We start from the raw sequence: 17,196 nt of genomic DNA on the forward strand, positions 1-17,196 counted from the left end.
CTGATGACAAGCAGCGCCCAGCGATCTCCAATCAGTTCGAGCGCCCCTGCAATCGAGCAGCGCATACCGGCGAAGGATTTCGGCTTCATTCTCTCCCAACCCTAGCGACTTCAATCATTGAAGTATGAGCTCGGAGCGCAATGTGCAAGAGGCTTCATTTCTCATCGAGCTGGCGCCGGCGTGGGTGCTAAGCGGGATCGACCTCGGGTCCGGACTTCCGCCTTTACCTTCATGGCGAGGACGACAGCCAGTATGGGATCGGCCAATCCGGCGATTCTGCTGAAGTCTACGGGATGAGGCGCTCTGCCCGCAGCCGCGCAAACAGGTCGAAGAATGCATCGTCCGTGGATCGGTAAACGGTGAAGCCAAGCTTACGGCTCTTGCTCATGTCGGTGACCACTTCGATTGGACGACCAAGGTCGGCGTCCGTGTGCCACGGAGAAGAAAGCCGCTCCAGGTCCGGCTCGACCAACCCATCGCGCTCGGCGATGCTGCGCCACACCGGACTGTCATCTGCCATCTGCACTTCCAGCGGTAGGACCGAGCCGTCGAACTCGGCAGGCTCGAGGCCGAACCATTCCGCGAGGCGTCCCCACATCCAGCTCCAGCGGAAGACGTCGCCATTAACCACATTAAACGCCTCATTCTGCGCCTCGGGCGTAGTCGCAGCCCAGAGCAGATGACGGGAGAGCAGCCGGGCGTCGGTCATGTCGGTAAGCCCGTTCCACTGAGCGGCAGAGCCGGGGAAGCGGAACGGACGGCCCGTCTCGCGGCACAACGTGGCGTAGACGGCTAGGGTGGTGCCCATATTCATCGCATTGCCAACCGCTACGCCGATCACGGTGTGCGGCCGGTGGACGCTCCACGAGAAGTCATCGCGCTCGGCAGCGGCGAACACCTCGTCCTCCTGCGCATAATAGAAATTCTCGACGTCGAGACGCCCCTGATCCTCCCGGAAGGGCGTCTGCGGCAGCGCGCCGTTTCCATACGCCTCGAACGGCCCGAGATAATGTTTGAGGCCCGTCACCAGCGCGACGTGCCGGGTGCTGCCACCCGCGCGCAGCCCGCCCAGAAGGTTGCGCACCATCTCTGCGTTGACCCGGATATTCTCCGCTTCGCTGTCCTGCCGCAGCCAAGTCGTGATGAACACCGCGTCTGGGCGGAGATTGGCCAGCGCGGCGGCGGTTGCGGCCCCGTCCTGTAGGTCGGCTGCGACCGGCATAATGCCCGATTGCCGGCCCGGACGGCGGGAAAGGCCGTGCACCGTCCAGCCTTCGCTCAGGAGAAGATCCGCCGTCGCGCTGCCGATGATCCCGCTTGCGCCCACCACCAGTGCCGTACGTGCCATTATCGAGTCCCGTCTTCTGGAGGGCGCAACTCAACGGTCGCGCTAACAATCGCACACCAACGTCTCGGAGGCGGACCAGGGCGCAAGACCCCCCTAATTGGCTCCGCTGGCTCTGCGTTTGTCACGCGTAGCGCCGGAGCGTCCGAGTTCGCTAGGGAAGTGTCTCAAAGCAGACCGACCGCTCACGGCCAGGTCCAGCCGAAAAGCGCCTAGGCGGGAGCGCGCCCTTCCCAGCCGCCCAGGAGGCTTTACAACACTTCCGAATGCGGACGTTTGGAGAGATTCTCAGTACACGCTCCATCAATCGGACTCCAACCCGATCAGGCGAACGGCGGGCCGCGAGCGGCTCGAGCTTCCCAATTACCTCAAGGAGGTCTCAGCTCGTCCCATACCGCTCGCTACCTAGCCTGCTACCTTTTGAATTTCGGCAGGAGGAGGGGGCTGCTAAGTGCTTGAAAAGGTGGTGGACGCACTAGGGCTCGAACCTAGGACCCGCTGATTAAGAGTGAGGTGCTCCCACCGCTTTATGCGGGCTTTGCGCCCGTTGCGGAAACTGATGGAGAGGTCGTGGAAAGCGGCCTTCCGTCCTAGCCTTATCGGGCGTGACGATCAGTCTTCCGGCGCGATCTGCACGCATAGTCCGTCGGGAGCGTCTTCGACCCGGATCTGGCAGGAAAGCCGCGAGTAGCGCGTCCGGTGATCGGAGGAGTCCAGCAGGTCGTTCTCGTCCGCCGACATCTCCGGCAGGCTGTCGATGAATTCCGGATCCACATGAACGTGACAGGTCGCGCAGGAGCAGCATCCGCCGCAGAAGGCGAGCAGCTCGTCGAAGCCGTTCTCGCGTATGACCTCCATGACCGATAGGCCGGCCTCGGCCTCGACCTGCGCCTCGGTGCCGTCGCGGGTCCTGATCCTGATCGTCGGCATGCCTGTCCCCTTCAATAGACCACGACGCTGCGGATGCTCTCGCCGGCATGCATCAGGTCGAACGCCTTGTTGATGTCGTCGAGCTTCATGGTGTGGGTGATGAGCGGGTCGATCTCGATCTTGCCGTCCATGTACCAGTCGACGATGCGCGGCACGTCGGTGCGGCCGCGGGCGCCGCCGAAGGCCGAGCCCTTCCAGACGCGGCCGGTGACCAGCTGGAACGGCCGAGTCGAGATTTCGCGGCCGGCCTCGGCGACGCCGATGATCGTCGAGACGCCCCAGCCGCGGTGGCAGCATTCCAGCGCCGCGCGCATGACGTCGGTATTGCCGGTGCAGTCGAAGCTGTAATCGGCGCCGCCGTCGGTGACGTCGAGGATCGCCTGGACGAGCTTGTCCTGCCCGACTTCGTTGGGATTGATGAAGTGAGTCATGCCGAACTGCTCGGCCATCGCCCGCTTGGCCGGATTGACGTCGATGCCGACGATCCGGTCGGCCCCGACCAGCTTCGCGCCCTGGATGACGTTGAGGCCGATTCCGCCCAGGCCGAAGACGACCACGTTGGAACCGGGCTCGACCCCCGCGGTCCAGATCACCGCGCCGACCCCGGTGGTGACGCCGCAGCCGATATAGCAGATCTTGTCGAACGGGGCGTCGGAGCGGACCTTGGCGACCGCGATCTCCGGCATCACCGTGAAGTTGGAGAAGGTCGAACAGCCCATATAATGGTAGATGGTCTCCCCGCCGAGGCGGAAGCGGCTGGTGCCGTCCGGCATCACGCCCTTGCCCTGGGTGCCGCGGATGGCGGTGCACAGGTTGGTCTTGCGCGACAGGCAGCTTTTGCACTGCCGGCATTCGGGCGTGTAGAGCGGGATGACATGGTCGCCGACGGCCACGGACGTGACGCCGGGGCCGACCTCGCGGACGATGCCGGCGCCTTCATGGCCGAGGATCGAGGGGAAGATGCCCTCGCTGTCCTTGCCCTCGAGCGTGTAGGCGTCGGTGTGGCACACGCCCGTCGCCATGATCTCGACCAGCACCTCGCCGGCCTTTGGTCCTTCGAGATCGACCTCGTGAACCTCCAGCGGCTGGTTCGGCGCGACGGCGATGGCGGCTCTGGTCTTCATGGCATCTCCTGCGCGGCTGGCGCTTCCCGCATAAGCGCCGCTTTTGGAGCAGGTCCAATCGGATCGGCCGCTCCGATTCATAAGCAGGGCCGATAGCCACGGCGGCAGGAGAGCCACTTCGAGCCGCGGCGATCCGGCATCACCTCCATCTATGGCAGCTATCCGTGCGACCGTTTTCTCAGCTGGTCCGCTCGCGGCTAGGCATGGGCGAGTGCGCTGACCGGCGGGAGAATGAGAATGCACCTGAAGCTGTTCTTTGCCCCGGGCGCCTGCTCGCGCGTCTCCCTGATCGCGCTGGAGGAGCTCGGCGTCGATTACGAGACGCATCTGGTCGCCTTCATGAAGGGCGAGCACCGGTCGCCGGACTATCTGGCGATGAACCCCGCCGGAAAGGTGCCGCTGCTGGTCGCCGACGGGCGGCCGGTTGCGCAGAATGCAGCCATCCTCACCTTCCTGGCCCGCGCCTTTCCCGAGGCCGGCTTGCTGCCTTTCGGCGGCAATCCGTTCGAGGAGGCGCGGATATTGAGCCAGCTGGTCTGGTGCGCCTCGGACCTCCACCCGATCGTCACGCGGATCAGGCTGCCCTTCTTCTTCTGCGACCTGCCCGGCGGCCCTGAACAGGTGCGTGCCAAGGCGGAGGAGGCCATGCGCGCCCAGCTTGCGCCCGCCGAGGCGCTGCTCGGCCGGCAGCCCTGGCTGCTCGGCGAGAATTTCTCGGCCGTCGACGCCTATTTCTACTGGGTGTGGTTCCGCATCACCGGAGCGGGGTTCGATAGCGCGGCCTATCCGAATATCGGTGCCCATTATCGACGGATGGAGTCGCGGACCAGCGTCCAGCGGGTGATTGCCCGCGAGGCGGAGGCCGAGGCCGAGCTCGACTCCAGGGGGCTCGCCTTCAAGATCCCGGTTCCGCCCGCTCCCACCGCGTGAACACCGCGGTCGCGATCATCGGCGCCGGACCGGCCGGGCTGCTGCTCGGCCACGCCCTGCATGCGGCCGGCGTCGAAGCGGTCATCCTCGAGCGTCAGACCCGCGCCCATGTCGAAGGCCGCATCCGCGCCGGCGTGCTCGAGCGCACCACCACCGACCTGGTCGAAAGGCTCGGTCTCGGGGACCGGCTGCGCCGCGAGGGCATGATCGAGACCGGCTTCAGCCTGGCCGACGGGCAGCGGCTGATCCGCATCGACGTCGAGGCGCTGACGGGCAGGCAGCTGACCGTCTACGGCCAGACGGAGCTGACCAAGGACCTGATAGAGGCGGCGGGCGTCAGGGGCCTCGAGATCGTCTGGGAGGCCGCGGATGTCGCCCTCCACGGCCTCGATTCCGAGGCGCCGGAAGTCAGCTTCGCGCGCGACGGGCGCCCCGAGCGGCTGCGATGCGCGTTCGTCGCTGGCTGCGACGGCTATCACGGCGTCTCCCGGCGCGCCGTTCCCGCCGCCGCCGGCCGGGAATATGAACGCGCCTATCCGTTCGGATGGCTCGGCATCCTTGCCGACGTGCCGCCCTGCCATCACGAGCTCATCTATTCGAACCATGAGCGCGGCTTTGCTTTGGCCTCGATGCGCTCGCCGACGCGCAGCCGCTACTATGTCCAGGTTCCCCTCGACGAGAAGCTTGAGGACTGGCCCGACGAGCGTCTCTGGGACGAGCTCGCCGTCAGGCTCGGACCGGAGGCGGCGGCGGCGATGACGCGAGGCCCTGCGCTCGAGAAGTCGATCGCGCCCTTGAGATCGTTCGTGTTCGAGCCGATGCGCTTCGGCCGGCTGTGCCTTGCCGGCGATGCCGCCCACATCGTACCGCCGACCGGCGCCAAGGGGCTCAATCTCGCCGCGTCCGACGTGGCTTATCTGTCGGAGGCCCTGATCGCCTGGTTCCGTCGCGGGGAGGGCGCGCTGGTCGAGGGCTATTCCGAGCGGGCCCTCGCCCGGGTCTGGAAGGCGGCGCGGTTCAGCTGGTACCTGACCAACCTCATGCACCGCTTCCCCGGCGCGGGAGCCTTCGATCGGGCGATGCAGGTGGCGGAGCTCGATTATGTGGCGGGCTCGGCGGCGATGCGCACCGCGATCGCCGAGAATTATGTCGGCCTGCCGCTCTGAACGAGGGACCGGATAGTCCAGCCTTATAGCTGGCATCGGGCGAAGCGTTTTCCCTCTTCCGGGCACGCCCGCTATCAAGAATCCGGCCCATCGGCCGGGGAGGATCGAGATGGAGCGCGCATCGACGCAGGCCGAGCCGCAGGCGCTCGCGCGCGGCTGTCCCACGCTGCCCGTCGATCCGTTCGACGAGGCCTTTCTGGCCGACCCTTATGCGCATCATGAATCGATCCGCGATGCCGGACCGGTCGTCTGGCTCGAGCGGATCGGCGCCTTTGGCATGGCCCGCTACGCGCAGGTGCAGGCGGCCCTGCGCGATCATGAGACCTATTGCTCGGGCCGCGGCGTCGGGCTGGCCGACTTCGCCAAGGAGGAGCCGTGGCGGCCGCCGTCGCTGCTGCTGGAGGCCGATCCGCCGCTCCACGACCGCACGCGCGGCCTGATGAACCGGATCGTCTCGCTCAAGGCGCTGAAGGCGCTGCGCCCGACCTGGGCGGCGCACGCCGAGGCGCTGGCCGACGAGCTGCTGGAGAAGAGGCGTTTCGACGCGGTTGCCGATCTGGGGGAGGCCTATCCGATGCGGGTCTTTCCCGACGCGATCGGGGTTCCCGCGGAAGGGCGCGAGCAGCTGCTCGTCTATGCGGCCGCGACGTTCAACGCCTTCGGCCCTCGGAACGCCGTGTTCGAGCGCGGCAACGCAATTGCGGGCGACGCCGTCGCCTGGGTCGCGCAGGCCTGCAAGCGCGAGAATCTCGCGCCCGGAGGATGGGGGAGGGCGGTGTACGAGGCCGCCGACACGGGCGAATGCACGTCCGAGGAAGCGGAGCGCCTGGTCCGCTCCTTCCTTTCGGCCGGGGTCGACACGACGGTCAACGGCATCAGCCACATGATCCTCGCGCTCGCGACCCACCCCGACCAGTGGGAGCGGCTTCGCGCCGAGCCCGGGCTGGCGAAGAGGGCGTTCGAGGAGAGCCTGCGCTGGGACTCGACGGTGCAGACCTTCTTCCGCACGACGGCGCGGGACGTGACGGTGGAGGGAACCTCGATCCCTGAGGGATCCAAGGTCCTGCTCTTCCTCGCCGCGGCCAATCGCGACCCGCGCAGATGGGAGGCGCCGGACCGCTACGACCTCTCGCGCGCGACCAGCGGCCATGTCGGGTTCGGGTTCGGGATCCATCAATGCCTCGGGCAGATGGTGGCCCGGTTCGAGGGCGAGCTGGTGCTGGAGGCCTTGATCCCCCGGGTGCGCGAGATCAGGCTGGCGGGCGAGCCGGAGCGCCGGCTCAACAACACGCTCCACGCGATCGCCAGCCTGCCGGTCGAGATCGAGCCCGCCTGAGGGACAGGATCATGCAGCACCGCTTTGTCGATCTATCCATCTATCTGGAAAATGACGTCATCACCGATCCGCCTTTCATGCGTCCGAAGATCACCTACCAGACGCATGCCGAGACGGTCGCGGAGCTGCAGCATTTCTTCCCGGGCGTGACGGCGCAGGACACGCCCGATGCCGCGGGCTTCGCCGCCGCCGAGTGGGTTACGTTGACAACCCACAACGGGACGCATCTCGATGCCCCCTACCATTATCATCCGACGATGGACCGGGGCGAGCGGGCGATCACGATCGACGAGGTTCCGCTCGACTGGTGCTTCCGCCCGGGCGTGAAGCTGGACTTCCGTCATCTTGAGAACGGCTATGTCGTCACCGCCGCGGACGTGGAGGCGGAGCTCGAGCGCATCGGCCACGAGCTGCAGCCCTTCGACATCGTCCTCGTCAACACCGCCGCCGGGAAGGCGGTGGGCAACCCGAACTTCGTCAATATCGGCTGCGGCATGGGCTACGAGGCGACCATGTACCTGCTCGAGCGCGGCGTGCGGGTGACCGGGACCGACGCCTGGTCCTGGGACGCACCGTTCAGCTACACCGCGCAGCGGGTGGCCGAGACCGGCGACACGTCGCTGATCTGGGAGGGGCACAAGGCCGGCCGCGACATCGGCTATTGCCACCTCGAGAAGCTCCACAATCTCGAGGCGTTGCCGCCGTTCGGTTTCACCGTGTCCTGCTTCCCGCACAAGGTGAAGGGCGCCTCAGCGGGCTGGACGCGTGCCGTCGCGATTTTCGAGGAGTGAAGGATGAGCAAGGGGGCGACTCGCGCGCTGATCGTCGGTGGCGGCATCGGGGGAATGGCCGCCGCCATCGCGCTGCGCAGGCAGGGGGCGGAGGTCGAGCTCGTCGACATCGACCCCGAATGGAAGGTCTATGGGGCGGGCATCACGATCACCGGCCCGACGCTGAGGGCATTCCGCGACCTTGGCCTGTTCGAGGCGATCCAGCGCGAGGGCTTCTTCTCGGTCGGCGGGCACATGTTCCTCTACGACGGAACCCTGCTGTCGAAGACGGTGACGCCGCCGATCGAGCCGGGGCTCCCCGCGTCCGGCGGGATCATGCGGCCGAAACTGCATCAGATCATGTCGAGCGCCGTTCGGAATGCCGGGGCGAAGGTGAGGCTCGGCGTCACGGTCGGGCGGCTGGAGCAGGACGAGGACGGCGCCGAGGTCGAGCTCAGCGACGGCTCCGCCGGCCGCTTCGATCTGATCGTCGGGGCAGACGGGATCTATTCGGACCTGCGCGCGAAGCTGTTCGAAAGCCCGGTCGCCCCGGTCTATACCGGGCAGATGAGCTGGCGCGTCGTCGCGCCGCGGCCGCCGGAGATGGATGTCGCCCATTTCTTCTTCGGCCACAAATATGTCGGCGGCATCAATCCCTGCTCGCAAGGCGAGGTGTACGCGTTCATCCTCCATCGCGAACCCGAGCCCCGCCGGATTCCGGACGGGGAGAAGGCGGCGTTTCTGCGCGACCTCATGGCCGATTTCGGAGGCTCGATGGCGGTCGTTCGCGACGGGCTGGGGCCGCATTCGTCGATCGTCCAGCGCCCTTTCGAATATGCGATCCAGCCGCGGCCGTGGCACAAGGGCAGGGTCGTGCTGATCGGCGATGCCGCTCATGCGACCACGCCCCACCTCGCCAGTGGTGCCGGCATGGCGGTCGAGGACGCCCTGGTGCTTGCCGAGGAGCTGGACCGGGCCGGCGGCGACGTTCCGGCAGCGCTGGAGGCGTTCACCGGTCGCCGGTACGATCGATGCAAGTTCATCGTCGACAGCAGCGTCGGCATCGCCGCGCGCCAGCTCGAAGGCGCGCCGGCGGAGGAGATCGGCATGCGCATGGGGCAGGCGATGGGGAAGCTGGCGGAGCCGATCTGATGAACGACGTGATTGCGGCCTGCGGGCATGGACGACGACCGATCCCGGTCAGGCAACGCGGCACGCATCTGGTGGTCGACATGCATTGCCACCTGAACATCGGCGCGGCGGACGCGCTGATCCGCGCCGAGATTCCCGACCCGCCCAATCCGCTTCCCTTTTCCTCGTCCGCTTCCAATGCGGTGAACGCCAGACTGTTCGCCGCGATCGGCCCCAAGCTCAATGGAGTCGAACAGCGTATCGCCGACATGGATGCGCTCGGCGTGGACGTGCAGGCGATCAGCCCTTCGCCGGGGCAATATTACTATTTCGCGCCGCCCGAGCTCGGCCGCGACGCCGCCCGCATCGTCAATGACGGCATCGCCGCCGCCGTGGCGAAGCATCCGGGCCGGCTCGTCGGCATGGGGACGGTGCCGTTCCAGAATGTCGGGATGGCCGTGGAGGAGATGCGCCGCTGCGTGGGCGAGCTCGACCTGCGCGGCATCGAGATCAGCTCCAACGTGAACGGCAGGGAACTCGCCGACCCCGAGTTCAGGGCCTTCTTCGCCGAGGCCGAGGCGCTCGGGGTCCTCATCTTCATGCACCCGCTCGGCTTCACCCATGGGGAGCGGCTGTCGGAGCATTATCTCAACAACATCATCGGCAATCCGATCGAGTCGACGATCGCGCTCAGCCACCTGATCTTCGGCGGCGTGCTCGACGCGCATCCCGGGCTGAAGCTCTGCGTGGCCCATGGCGGCGGCTACCTTCCCGGTTATTGGGGGCGGATGGACCATGCCTATCGGGCGCGGGAGGATTGCCGTCAGCACATCCAGCGCGAGCCCTCCGCCTATCTGCGCCAGGTCTGGCTCGACACATTGGTGTTCGATCAGGACGAGCTCGACTGGCTGGTCGCGACCCATGGCGCCGACAGGCTCTGCCTGGGAACCGACTATCCGTTCGACATGGCCGAACCCGATCCGGTCGGCTTCCACGCGCGGCTCGACGACGGTGCCAAGGCCAGGATCCTTGGGCTCAACGCCGCCGGGCTGCTTGGCCTGGTGGTCGAGGACTAGGGCCTCAGGCGGCGAGGGGCAGCCCCCTGACCGGCGTCCGGTGGAACCTGCCATCCTTCATCACGGCGGGAATGCGTGCCTTGTCCTGGAGGATGGCGACATCCTTCGTGGGATCGCCGTCGACCAGCAGGAGGTCGGCGAACATCCCTTCCTTCACCTCGCCGACGGGCAGGTCCATCAGCGCGCCGCCGTGGCGGGTCGCCGCGACCAGCGCCTCGCTCGGCGAGAAGCCGAGCAGTTCGACGAACAGCTGCAGGTCGCGCGCATTGCGGCCGACCGGATTGTAGGGAAAGCCGTAATCGCCGCCGGGAAGGACCCGGATGCCGCGCTTCTTCATCTTCGGATAGACCTCGGCCATCAGCTCAAGGCCGGAGACGGCGCCCAGCCGCTCGGCTTCGGGCCGGCCGATGCCGAATTCCTGCGCCTCATGGACCCGGGCGTAGAGCAGGCCCGGGGCGGGCGCGGTGAACAGCGCGTCCTTGCGCGCCTCGAGCATGTCGAGCGCTTCCTCGTCGGCATAGGTGCAATGATAGATGGCGCGGAATCCGGCGCGACAGGCGCGCTTCACCGCCTCGGCCGCCTGGGCGTGGCAGGCGAGCCAGATCCCGGCCTCGCGCGCGGCCTCGCCGATCGCCTGCGCTTCCTCCTCCGAATACATCAGCAGCTGGGCCCCGCCGGGGGCGAAGCCCTCGTCGCTCGACATCAGGAACTTGATCGTGTCGCAGCCGAGCGCCTTCATCCGGAAGACATATTCGCGCAGGCCGGCAATGTCCCGGTCGTGGGTGGGATCATGGCCTTCCGGAACGCCCAACACGCCTTCCGCGCCCTTCTCGAGCGCGGAGGCGCGCAGGCGCGGCCCCGGCAGGCCGCCGCTGTCGATCATGTCGCGCAGCGCCACCTCGAACCGCTCGCCGAGCGATCCGGCGGAATAGGCGCTGGTGAAGCCGTGATCGAGCGTGATGCGTGCATTGCGGGCGGTGACCAGGAGATGCTCCTCGAGCGGGAGCTTCATCGTGTTGACCACGCGTTCCACCGATGAGGGCCAGGTGAGATGGGCGTGCCCCTCGACCAGGCCGGGCATCAGGGTCATTCCGCCGCCGTCGACGAGGGTGGCGCCCGTGCCGTCCAGCTGCGCCTCGCCCCGCGCCACCGCAGCGATGTAGTTGCCGCGCACGAGCACCTCGCCCGGGAAGAGGGGATCGCCTGATCCGTCGAAGATCATCACGTTGGTGAAGAGCGTGTCCGTCATTGCCCGTCCCTCAGGCGCCCGTGTCGGCGACGAGTCCGGCCGCCTCGATGCCGGCAACGGCGCAGATTTCATCATTGTGCGACGAGTCGCCGCTGATACCGACGGCGCCGACCAGCGCTCCATCGGAATTGCGGATCAGCACGCCGCCGGGCACCGGCAGAATGCCCTTCGGGAAGATCCCGTTCAGCGCCGCGATGAAGGCCGGCACGGCCTGCGCCCGCCTTGCAATCTCCCGCCCGCCAAATCCCATGCCGAGGCAACCGGCTGCCTTGGCCGTCGCGATTTCAGGGCGGGAGATCGAAGCCCGCTCGTCGCGCTTCAGCGCCAGCGCGTGGCCGCCGGCGTCGAGCACCACGATGCAGAGAGGATGAAACCCTCTGGCGCGGCCTGCATCCAAGGCCGCATCGATGATCCGGCTCGCTTGCTCGAGGCTCAGCATCAGGCGGTTTCCCGCGTCATCCAGCGCTGGACGATGCGGCGGGCCTGGATGCCGGCCGTATCCATCTTGACGCTGACCTCGGGCGCGGCGGCGCCGCGAGGATCCTTCCGGCGCAACGCCTCGATCGCCTCGATCATGGTCTCGTCCTCGGCGAAGCCGCGCTCGGTCAGCGCCTTGAGTGCCGCCAGCTCCGCCTCGGACGTGCCGTGATCCCGGCCCGCCACCCAGAAATAATACATGCTTCGCTCGTCGATGGGCGTCGTCGCATGGCTCACGCGGAAGCGGCCGGCCACCTCACCGGAGTCCGGGTCCTTGAGGTCGACCGCCGCGACCTGGAGCGCCGGCGAAACGAACGATCCGTAATTGTCACGATCGTAGAGCGTGCCCGGAGCAAGGCCGAGCGGCTCCGCGAAGACGGGCGGGAGCGGCGTGCGGGTGAAGGTCTGGTGGTAGGAGGTCGTCTCGCCTTTCGTGCTGAACGCGGGCGGGTCGACCCAATCGGTGATCTGGAAGGTGGAGGCGTGGACGTAGCCGAAATGGGTGAGGTCCAGCACATTCTCCTTGAGGAGCATGTAATTGGCTTCGACGTCGAGGCGACCGGATACGATCGCGAAACGGCCATCCTCCGCCCAATCCAGCTTCGGCGGCGCGGGAACGGAGTCGATCGCCGACGGATCGCCGAGATAGATCCAGATGAAGGGATGCTGCTCGACAACCGGGAAGGCGCGAATCTGCGCAGCGGGGAGGGGCGCCCGCATCGAGGGAACGTTGATGCACTTTCCCGCCTCGTCGAACGTGAAGCCATGATAGCCGCACTGGACGGTGTCGCCGTTGAGGCAGCCCAGCGACAGCGGGGCTCCCCGGTGTGGGCAGCGGTTCTCGATCGCCGCAATCTCTCCGTTCTCCTTTCGGAACAGCAGGACCGGCGTCTCCAGCAGCCAGCGTCCGAGTAGCGCGCGCCCGACCTCGTCCGAGAAAGCGGCGACCCACCAGCAATTGTAGGGGTAGTTGCGCTCTCCGGCCGCGCGCGGCGGCTGCCAGCGCGGCGCGACGCTTTGAATATTCGTCGCCATGATTCGATCTCCTCGTATCTGTCTTGCAATTTTATCGATAAAATGGCAAGTTGCCGATGATGGAGCTGCGAGAACCTGACGAGACCCTGGTCGACGCCGTGCAGGCGCGGCTTCGCTCGGACATCATCAACTCGGTGCTGCCAGCCGGGACGCGTCTGCGCATCGACCTGCTGCGCAAGCGCTATGCGACCGGCGCGACACCGTTACGCGAGGCGCTGTCGCGCCTCCTCGTGGAAGGGCTCGTCGAGCTCAGCAACGGCCGCGGCTTTCGCGTTCCGCCGCTGAGCTATGAGGACCTTTGGGACATCTCGCGCACTCGCGCCCTGGTCGAAGGCGCCGCGGCGCGCGAGGCGGCGGAGCGCGCCGACGAGGCGTGGGAGGCGAGCCTCGTCTCCGCCTTTCACCTGCTCAGGCGGCGTGCCGAGCGCAACCTCGCCGACAGGGCGCACCGCCAGGCTTATTATGATGCGCATCACCGCTTCCATGAGGCGCTGCTCGCCGGTTGCGAGTCGCCTCGGCTGATGGAGATGCAGGTGCGGCTCGAGCGCCAGCACAGCCGCTATTACCGGCAGCTGCCGTTCGAGCGGATCACCGGCGACGACCTGATCGGCGAGCACCAGCGCCTGCTCGACCTCGCCCTCGGCCATGACGGTGCCGCGCTCGAGCAGACCATCCGGAGCCACGTCATGCTGACGGTCGGTGCCCTCGGGCCGGAACGATTCAGCGCCGCCTTTGCCGCCTGAATCAGCCGAGCAGCTGCCGGGAAGCGTCGACGAGGCTGCGTGGATCTCGCAGAAGGGCAGCGCGGGCGGCGCTTCGCAACGCCCCTTGCTGGCCGGAGTCCAGATATTCGAGCGGGGACTTTCCGTCGACGCGGGCGAGGGCCAGCGCCGGCAGCAAGGCTGCCGCGCGCTGCTCGAGCGACTCGACCGGCTCCCAGTCGACCCGCGCCAGATAGGTGCGGCGAAGCGCATCGGCGCTCGCGATCAGGTCGCGCCGCGCACCAGCGACCTTGCGGGCCTTGATGACGAGGTGGTTCAGGCAAAAGGCGAGATCGAAGGCGGGATCGCCAAACCAGGCGACCTCCGCATCGAGCAGCACGGGACCCGTCGGCCCGATCATGATGTTCTTCGGGCTGACGTCGCCGTGGACCAGCGCCCGCCGCGTCGAGGCCGTCCTGTGCACGAGCGCCTCCATCCGCGGCGCCAGGTCCGGGTGCCGCCTTGCGGTCTCGAGCAGATAGGCGTCGAGCCGAAGGGCGTGAAAACTGGCGTCAGTCGCGAAGCGGGCCGGTATCGACGGATCGCGCGCGGTGGCCGCATGGATCCGGCCGACCAGGTCGCCGACCGCCGCGGCGAAGCCCGCGTCGGCGCGGCCGGCGAGCAGCTCGCCCTTCCAGAGTCGATGCCGGTCGGGGGCCAGCCAGGCCATGGCCAGCACGCCCCGCTTCGGATCGTGGGCGAGCGGCGCCGGCACGGACCCGGGTGCGACCGCGCTGGCGACCTGCATATAGTCCCACTCGTAGCGGTTGCGCTCGATCGGCGCCTCCCAGGGCACCGCGACCTTCAGCCGCGCCAGCGCCCGCTTGACGCAGCAGGCGCCCCGGCTCGTCTCGACCTTCCAGATGTCGGACGAGACGCCGCCGGCAAGGGGGGTCCAGACGCCCTCCTCGTCGGCCCCGGCGAGCGCCTGTTCCCGAAGGAAGAAGGCGAGGTCCGGCTCGGGCGCGGTCACAGCGGTGCGAGACGGGATCGGCCGGCCCAGGCGAGCCCGGTTTCCTCGATCCGCAGCAGCTGGTTGTACTTGGCTAGACGCTCCGAGTTGCGCACCGAGCCGATCTTGATCTGACCACCGGCGACGCCGACGGCGAGGTCGGCGAGGAAATCGTCCTCCGTCTCCCCCGAGCGTGCCGAGATCACCGTCGCATAGCCGCCGCCGCGGGCCGTCCGGATCGCTTCGAGCGTGCCGCTCACCGTTCCGTTCTGGTTGACCTTGATGAGGGCGGCATTGGCGATCCCGCCGTCGATCGCCCGGCGGATCCGGTCCGGCTGCGTCGCGAACAGATCGTCTCCGACGAGCTGCACATGCCTCAGCCTTTCGGTCATCGCCGGCCAATTGTCCCAGTCGTCCTCGCCAAGGCCGTCCTCGATCGACAGGATCGGATAGCGTTCGACCCAGCCGGCCTGGAGTTCGATCATCTCGGCAGCGCTGTAGGTCCGCCGCTGCCGCGGAAACGGATAATGGCCCCGGGCGTCGACGAGCGACGACGAGGCGATGTCGAGCACGATCGCGACTTGTTGGCCCGGCCTGAGCCCGGCCCTTTCGAAGGCTTGAACCATCAGGTCAAGCGCTTCCTCAGAAGTGGCGAAGCCCGGCGACAGGCCGCCCTCGTCGGCGAGCAGGGTGGGCAGCCCGCGCTCGGCACACAGCGCCGCCGCGGCCGACCGCACGCGGCAGGTCCATTCGAGCGCCTGCGAATAGGACGAAGCGCCGACCGGCATCGCCAGGAAATCCTGGACGTCCATTCCGCGCCCCGCATGGAGGCCTCCCGAAAGGATGTTCACCATCGGCAGGGGCATGGTTGGCTCGACCTCCGCCAGGTCCGCGAGGCGGCGGAAGAGCGGCTGCTTCAGCGAAAGCGCCGACGCGCGCAGCGCGGCGAGGCTGACGGCGAGCACCGCGTTCCCGCCGAGGCGCGCCAGGTTCGGCGTGCCGTCCTGTTCGCGCATCCGCAGGTCCAGCGCCTGCTGGTCGAGCGCATCCCGGCCCCGGAGCAAGGTGGCGATCTCGCCGAGGATGTTCTCGACGGCCCGGCCGACGCCGCGCCCCTCCCAGGCCTCGCCGCCGTCGCGCAGCTCGACCGCTTCGGCTTTTCCGGTCGACGCACCGGAAGGTGCCGAGGCCCGTCCGACCGTCCCGTCGGCAAGGCCGACCTCCGCCTCCACGGTGGGACGTCCGCGGCTGTCGAGGATCTGACGCGCGTGGACGGAGACGATTGTGGTGGCAGTCACGAGCGGCTCTCCGGTCGGTTGCAGGGATGATGCGGCGGCTCGCCCGCCAGGACCCGCACCACCTCTTCCGCGGCACGGCGTCGCAGCTCGGCCAGGGACGCGTCCGACGAGAAGGCCACGTGCGGCGTGACGATCACGTCCGCACGATCGACGAGCGCGCGCGGCGGATCGGGCTCGCCTTCGACCACATCGAGCCCGGCTCCGGAGATGTGCCCGTCCTCCAGCGCCTCGATCAGGGCATCGGCGTCGACGATGGGCCCCCGGCTCACATTGATCAGGAAGGAGCCTCGCCGCATCCGCCGCAGCCGGGCGCCGTCGATCAGATGGTGCGTCTCGTTCGTCAGGGGCGCGTGGATGACGACCACGTCGGCATCGGCGAGCAGCGAATCGAGCGAGCGCGCTTCCACAGGCGGGTCCGCGAAGGCGCTGCGGCTGTGCGCCAGTATCCGGCAGCCGAAGGCCCGGAGCTTGGCGGCGGTGCTTCGGCCGATCCGGCCGTAGCCGACGATGCCGACGACCAGATCGGACACGCGGCGAAGCCTTGCTGCGGCGGGATCCCAGCGGCCTGCCTTGACGTCGCGGTCGAAAGCCGCGATGCCCCTGGCCCAGTCGAGCAGCAGCGCGATGGCGTGGTCGGAGACCTCGGGGACGCAATAATCGGGCACGTTGGCGACCCAGGCGCCCCGCCCGGTCGCGACCGCCACGTCGATATTGTCGAGCCCGACGCCGATCCGCTGCACGATGCGCAGGGCGGACGGCGCCGCGATCGCAGCCGCGCCGACCTCGGCCCAGCAGGTCATGATCGCCTGTGGGTCATGCTGCGCGACCAGCCGCGCGACGGCGTCGGCCGGCATGGGGGTCGAGTCACCGGCGATCAGCTGATGCCCGGCGCCCTCGATGACCGCCCGTTCGATCCCGACGTCGGGCCAGGCGAAGTCAGTCTGGACGACGACGGCCATCAGGCGGTGGGGCTGCGCCAGAGGCATGAAAGCTCGATGCCGCTGCCGATAGGCAGCAACATCGACTGGAAATCGCCCTTGTCGCGGACGGCCTGGCGATAGGCTTCGGCGTCGGGCCTCGACATTTCGGGATAGAGCATGTTGTCGGCGGCGATGATCGCCTGCGTGGCGAGCTTCGGGTGGAGCTTGTCGAGGCAGGGCACGTAGAGGTCCTTCCAAAGGTCGATCAGGACGAAGTCGATTTCGCCCGCCAGCTCGTCGAGCAGAGCCACGGCATCGCCGAGCTTCCAGTCGACATGATCGGCCAGATCCGCTTCGGCGAGCTGCGCCCGGGCATAGGCCTGCTTGTTCTCGTCGAGCTCGAACGTGGTGAGCTTGCCGCCGGTGCGGCGCGCCGCCTCGGCCAGGAAAAGGGTGGAATAGCCGTAGGACGTGCCGAGCTCGACCAGATGCCTGGCGCCGCGCGCCACCGCGAGCGCGCGGAGGAACTCCGCCGCCTCGGCGCCGACATGGAGGAGCATCTCGTCGCGGCGGGCGAACATCTCTCCAGGCGGGGTCGAGCGCCAGAGCTCGGCTTCCTGCGCGGCACGTTCCTCATAGCGCGCCAGCACCTTGGCAAAAGCTTGGTCAGCCATCCCTTCCTCCCTCGTTCGGTCG

At 67.8% G+C, this 17,196-nt stretch carries 17 protein-coding genes; 7 read left to right on the top strand and 10 right to left on the bottom strand.

Features of this window, described 5'->3' with window-relative positions:
- Window positions 1-286: 286 nt before the first annotated feature.
- The 3 genes from DDE10_RS22435 to DDE10_RS22445 all read right to left on the bottom strand — a co-directional run bounded on the left by DDE10_RS22435 (window position 287) and on the right by DDE10_RS22445 (window position 3,399).
- Window positions 287-1,348: an SDR family oxidoreductase gene (locus DDE10_RS22435; RefSeq protein WP_114955045.1), complete on the bottom strand. Its 1,062-nt coding sequence runs from the start codon at window positions 1,346-1,348 to the stop codon at window positions 287-289.
- Between the two features lie 609 nt (window positions 1,349-1,957).
- A complete protein-coding gene (locus tag DDE10_RS22440) occupies window positions 1,958-2,275 on the bottom strand; it encodes a 2Fe-2S iron-sulfur cluster-binding protein (protein WP_114955046.1) in 318 nt (105 codons plus the stop codon).
- Between the two features lie 11 nt (window positions 2,276-2,286).
- Window positions 2,287-3,399, bottom strand: a complete 1,113-nt coding sequence (locus DDE10_RS22445) for an S-(hydroxymethyl)glutathione dehydrogenase/class III alcohol dehydrogenase (RefSeq protein ID WP_114955047.1) — start codon at window positions 3,397-3,399, stop codon at window positions 2,287-2,289.
- A gap of 237 nt (window positions 3,400-3,636) precedes the next feature.
- Here DDE10_RS22445 and DDE10_RS22450 point away from each other — a divergent pair, with 237 nt between their 5' ends.
- From DDE10_RS22450 to DDE10_RS22475, 6 genes are all read left to right on the top strand, one after another.
- Window positions 3,637-4,329 carry a glutathione S-transferase family protein gene (locus DDE10_RS22450; RefSeq protein WP_114955048.1) on the top strand — a complete coding sequence of 231 codons (693 nt, stop codon included), beginning with the start codon at window positions 3,637-3,639 and terminating at the stop codon, window positions 4,327-4,329.
- Entirely contained in the window at window positions 4,326-5,495 is a 1,170-nt protein-coding gene (gene pobA, locus DDE10_RS22455) for a 4-hydroxybenzoate 3-monooxygenase (RefSeq protein WP_114955049.1), read from the top strand. The genes DDE10_RS22450 and pobA overlap by 4 nt, the downstream gene beginning before the upstream one ends.
- A gap of 109 nt (window positions 5,496-5,604) precedes the next feature.
- Complete coding sequence (locus tag DDE10_RS22460; RefSeq protein WP_114955050.1) at window positions 5,605-6,831, top strand: cytochrome P450; 1,227 nt, start codon at window positions 5,605-5,607, stop codon at window positions 6,829-6,831.
- A gap of 11 nt (window positions 6,832-6,842) precedes the next feature.
- On the top strand, window positions 6,843-7,622 hold the full coding sequence (locus DDE10_RS22465; protein ID WP_114955051.1) for a cyclase family protein: 780 nt from the start codon (window positions 6,843-6,845) through the stop codon (window positions 7,620-7,622).
- A 3-nt stretch (window positions 7,623-7,625) separates the two neighbouring features.
- On the top strand, window positions 7,626-8,753 hold the full coding sequence (locus DDE10_RS22470) for an FAD-dependent monooxygenase (RefSeq protein ID WP_114955052.1): 1,128 nt from the start codon (window positions 7,626-7,628) through the stop codon (window positions 8,751-8,753).
- A complete protein-coding gene (locus tag DDE10_RS22475; RefSeq protein WP_114955053.1) occupies window positions 8,753-9,808 on the top strand; it encodes an amidohydrolase family protein in 1,056 nt (351 codons plus the stop codon). Before DDE10_RS22470 ends, DDE10_RS22475 begins: the two co-directional genes overlap by 1 nt.
- Before the next feature lie 4 nt (window positions 9,809-9,812).
- Here DDE10_RS22475 and DDE10_RS22480 read toward each other — a convergent pair whose 3' ends face one another.
- Genes DDE10_RS22480 through DDE10_RS22490 form a run of 3 tightly spaced genes read right to left on the bottom strand, consistent with a single transcriptional unit; the run spans window position 9,813 to window position 12,569 of the window.
- Window positions 9,813-11,057: an amidohydrolase family protein gene (locus tag DDE10_RS22480; RefSeq protein ID WP_114955054.1), complete on the bottom strand. Its 1,245-nt coding sequence runs from the start codon at window positions 11,055-11,057 to the stop codon at window positions 9,813-9,815.
- 10 nt (window positions 11,058-11,067) lie between these two features.
- A complete protein-coding gene (locus DDE10_RS22485; RefSeq protein WP_114955055.1) occupies window positions 11,068-11,496 on the bottom strand; it encodes a GlcG/HbpS family heme-binding protein in 429 nt (142 codons plus the stop codon).
- The gene (locus DDE10_RS22490) at window positions 11,496-12,569 is read right to left on the bottom strand and encodes an aromatic ring-hydroxylating dioxygenase subunit alpha (protein WP_114955056.1); all 1,074 of its coding nucleotides are present in this window, start codon (window positions 12,567-12,569) and stop codon (window positions 11,496-11,498) included. The genes DDE10_RS22485 and DDE10_RS22490 overlap by 1 nt, the downstream gene beginning before the upstream one ends.
- 56 nt (window positions 12,570-12,625) lie before the next feature.
- Between DDE10_RS22490 and DDE10_RS22495 the strand changes: the two genes are divergently transcribed.
- Entirely contained in the window at window positions 12,626-13,312 is a 687-nt protein-coding gene (locus DDE10_RS22495; protein ID WP_114955057.1) for a GntR family transcriptional regulator, read from the top strand.
- A gap of 1 nt (window position 13,313) precedes the next feature.
- Here DDE10_RS22495 and DDE10_RS22500 read toward each other — a convergent pair whose 3' ends face one another.
- The 4 genes from DDE10_RS22500 to DDE10_RS22515 are packed head-to-tail and all read right to left on the bottom strand — an operon-like array spanning window position 13,314 to window position 17,174.
- Window positions 13,314-14,303 carry a phosphotransferase gene (locus tag DDE10_RS22500; protein WP_114955058.1) on the bottom strand — a complete coding sequence of 330 codons (990 nt, stop codon included), beginning with the start codon at window positions 14,301-14,303 and terminating at the stop codon, window positions 13,314-13,316.
- Window positions 14,300-15,580, bottom strand: a complete 1,281-nt coding sequence (eno, locus tag DDE10_RS22505; protein WP_114955059.1) for a phosphopyruvate hydratase — start codon at window positions 15,578-15,580, stop codon at window positions 14,300-14,302. The genes DDE10_RS22500 and eno overlap by 4 nt, the downstream gene beginning before the upstream one ends.
- Window positions 15,577-16,566 carry a C-terminal binding protein gene (locus tag DDE10_RS22510; protein WP_284734838.1) on the bottom strand — a complete coding sequence of 330 codons (990 nt, stop codon included), beginning with the start codon at window positions 16,564-16,566 and terminating at the stop codon, window positions 15,577-15,579. Before DDE10_RS22510 ends, eno begins: the two co-directional genes overlap by 4 nt.
- Window positions 16,539-17,174 (bottom strand): O-methyltransferase, encoded by a 636-nt coding sequence (locus tag DDE10_RS22515; RefSeq protein ID WP_162806794.1) that lies wholly within the window; start codon window positions 17,172-17,174, stop codon window positions 16,539-16,541. The genes DDE10_RS22510 and DDE10_RS22515 overlap by 28 nt, the downstream gene beginning before the upstream one ends.
- Window positions 17,175-17,196: the final 22 nt, after the last annotated feature.

It is taken from the genome of Sphingosinicella terrae, from assembly GCF_003347635.1.
Classification (GTDB): domain Bacteria; phylum Pseudomonadota; class Alphaproteobacteria; order Sphingomonadales; family Sphingomonadaceae; genus Allosphingosinicella; species Allosphingosinicella terrae.

Excerpts from the sequence above, each read along its gene's own strand:
- DDE10_RS22485 (WP_114955055.1), bottom strand. The coding sequence starts at position 11,496 with ATGCTGAGCCTCGAGCAAGCGAGCCGGATCATCGATGCGGCCTTGGAT.
- DDE10_RS22515 (WP_162806794.1), bottom strand. The coding sequence starts at position 17,174 with ATGGCTGACCAAGCTTTTGCCAAGGTGCTGGCGCGCTATGAGGAACGT.
- DDE10_RS22490 (WP_114955056.1), bottom strand. The coding sequence starts at position 12,569 with ATGGCGACGAATATTCAAAGCGTCGCGCCGCGCTGGCAGCCGCCGCGC.
- DDE10_RS22450 (WP_114955048.1), top strand. The coding sequence starts at position 3,637 with ATGCACCTGAAGCTGTTCTTTGCCCCGGGCGCCTGCTCGCGCGTCTCC.
- DDE10_RS22460 (WP_114955050.1), top strand. The coding sequence starts at position 5,605 with ATGGAGCGCGCATCGACGCAGGCCGAGCCGCAGGCGCTCGCGCGCGGC.
- DDE10_RS22440 (WP_114955046.1), bottom strand. The coding sequence starts at position 2,275 with ATGCCGACGATCAGGATCAGGACCCGCGACGGCACCGAGGCGCAGGTC.
- DDE10_RS22480 (WP_114955054.1), bottom strand. The coding sequence starts at position 11,057 with ATGACGGACACGCTCTTCACCAACGTGATGATCTTCGACGGATCAGGC.
- DDE10_RS22445 (WP_114955047.1), bottom strand. The coding sequence starts at position 3,399 with ATGAAGACCAGAGCCGCCATCGCCGTCGCGCCGAACCAGCCGCTGGAG.
- DDE10_RS22475 (WP_114955053.1), top strand. The coding sequence starts at position 8,753 with ATGAACGACGTGATTGCGGCCTGCGGGCATGGACGACGACCGATCCCG.
- DDE10_RS22510 (WP_284734838.1), bottom strand. The coding sequence starts at position 16,566 with ATGCCTCTGGCGCAGCCCCACCGCCTGATGGCCGTCGTCGTCCAGACT.
- DDE10_RS22465 (WP_114955051.1), top strand. The coding sequence starts at position 6,843 with ATGCAGCACCGCTTTGTCGATCTATCCATCTATCTGGAAAATGACGTC.
- DDE10_RS22495 (WP_114955057.1), top strand. The coding sequence starts at position 12,626 with ATGATGGAGCTGCGAGAACCTGACGAGACCCTGGTCGACGCCGTGCAG.
- DDE10_RS22435 (WP_114955045.1), bottom strand. The coding sequence starts at position 1,348 with ATGGCACGTACGGCACTGGTGGTGGGCGCAAGCGGGATCATCGGCAGC.
- DDE10_RS22470 (WP_114955052.1), top strand. The coding sequence starts at position 7,626 with ATGAGCAAGGGGGCGACTCGCGCGCTGATCGTCGGTGGCGGCATCGGG.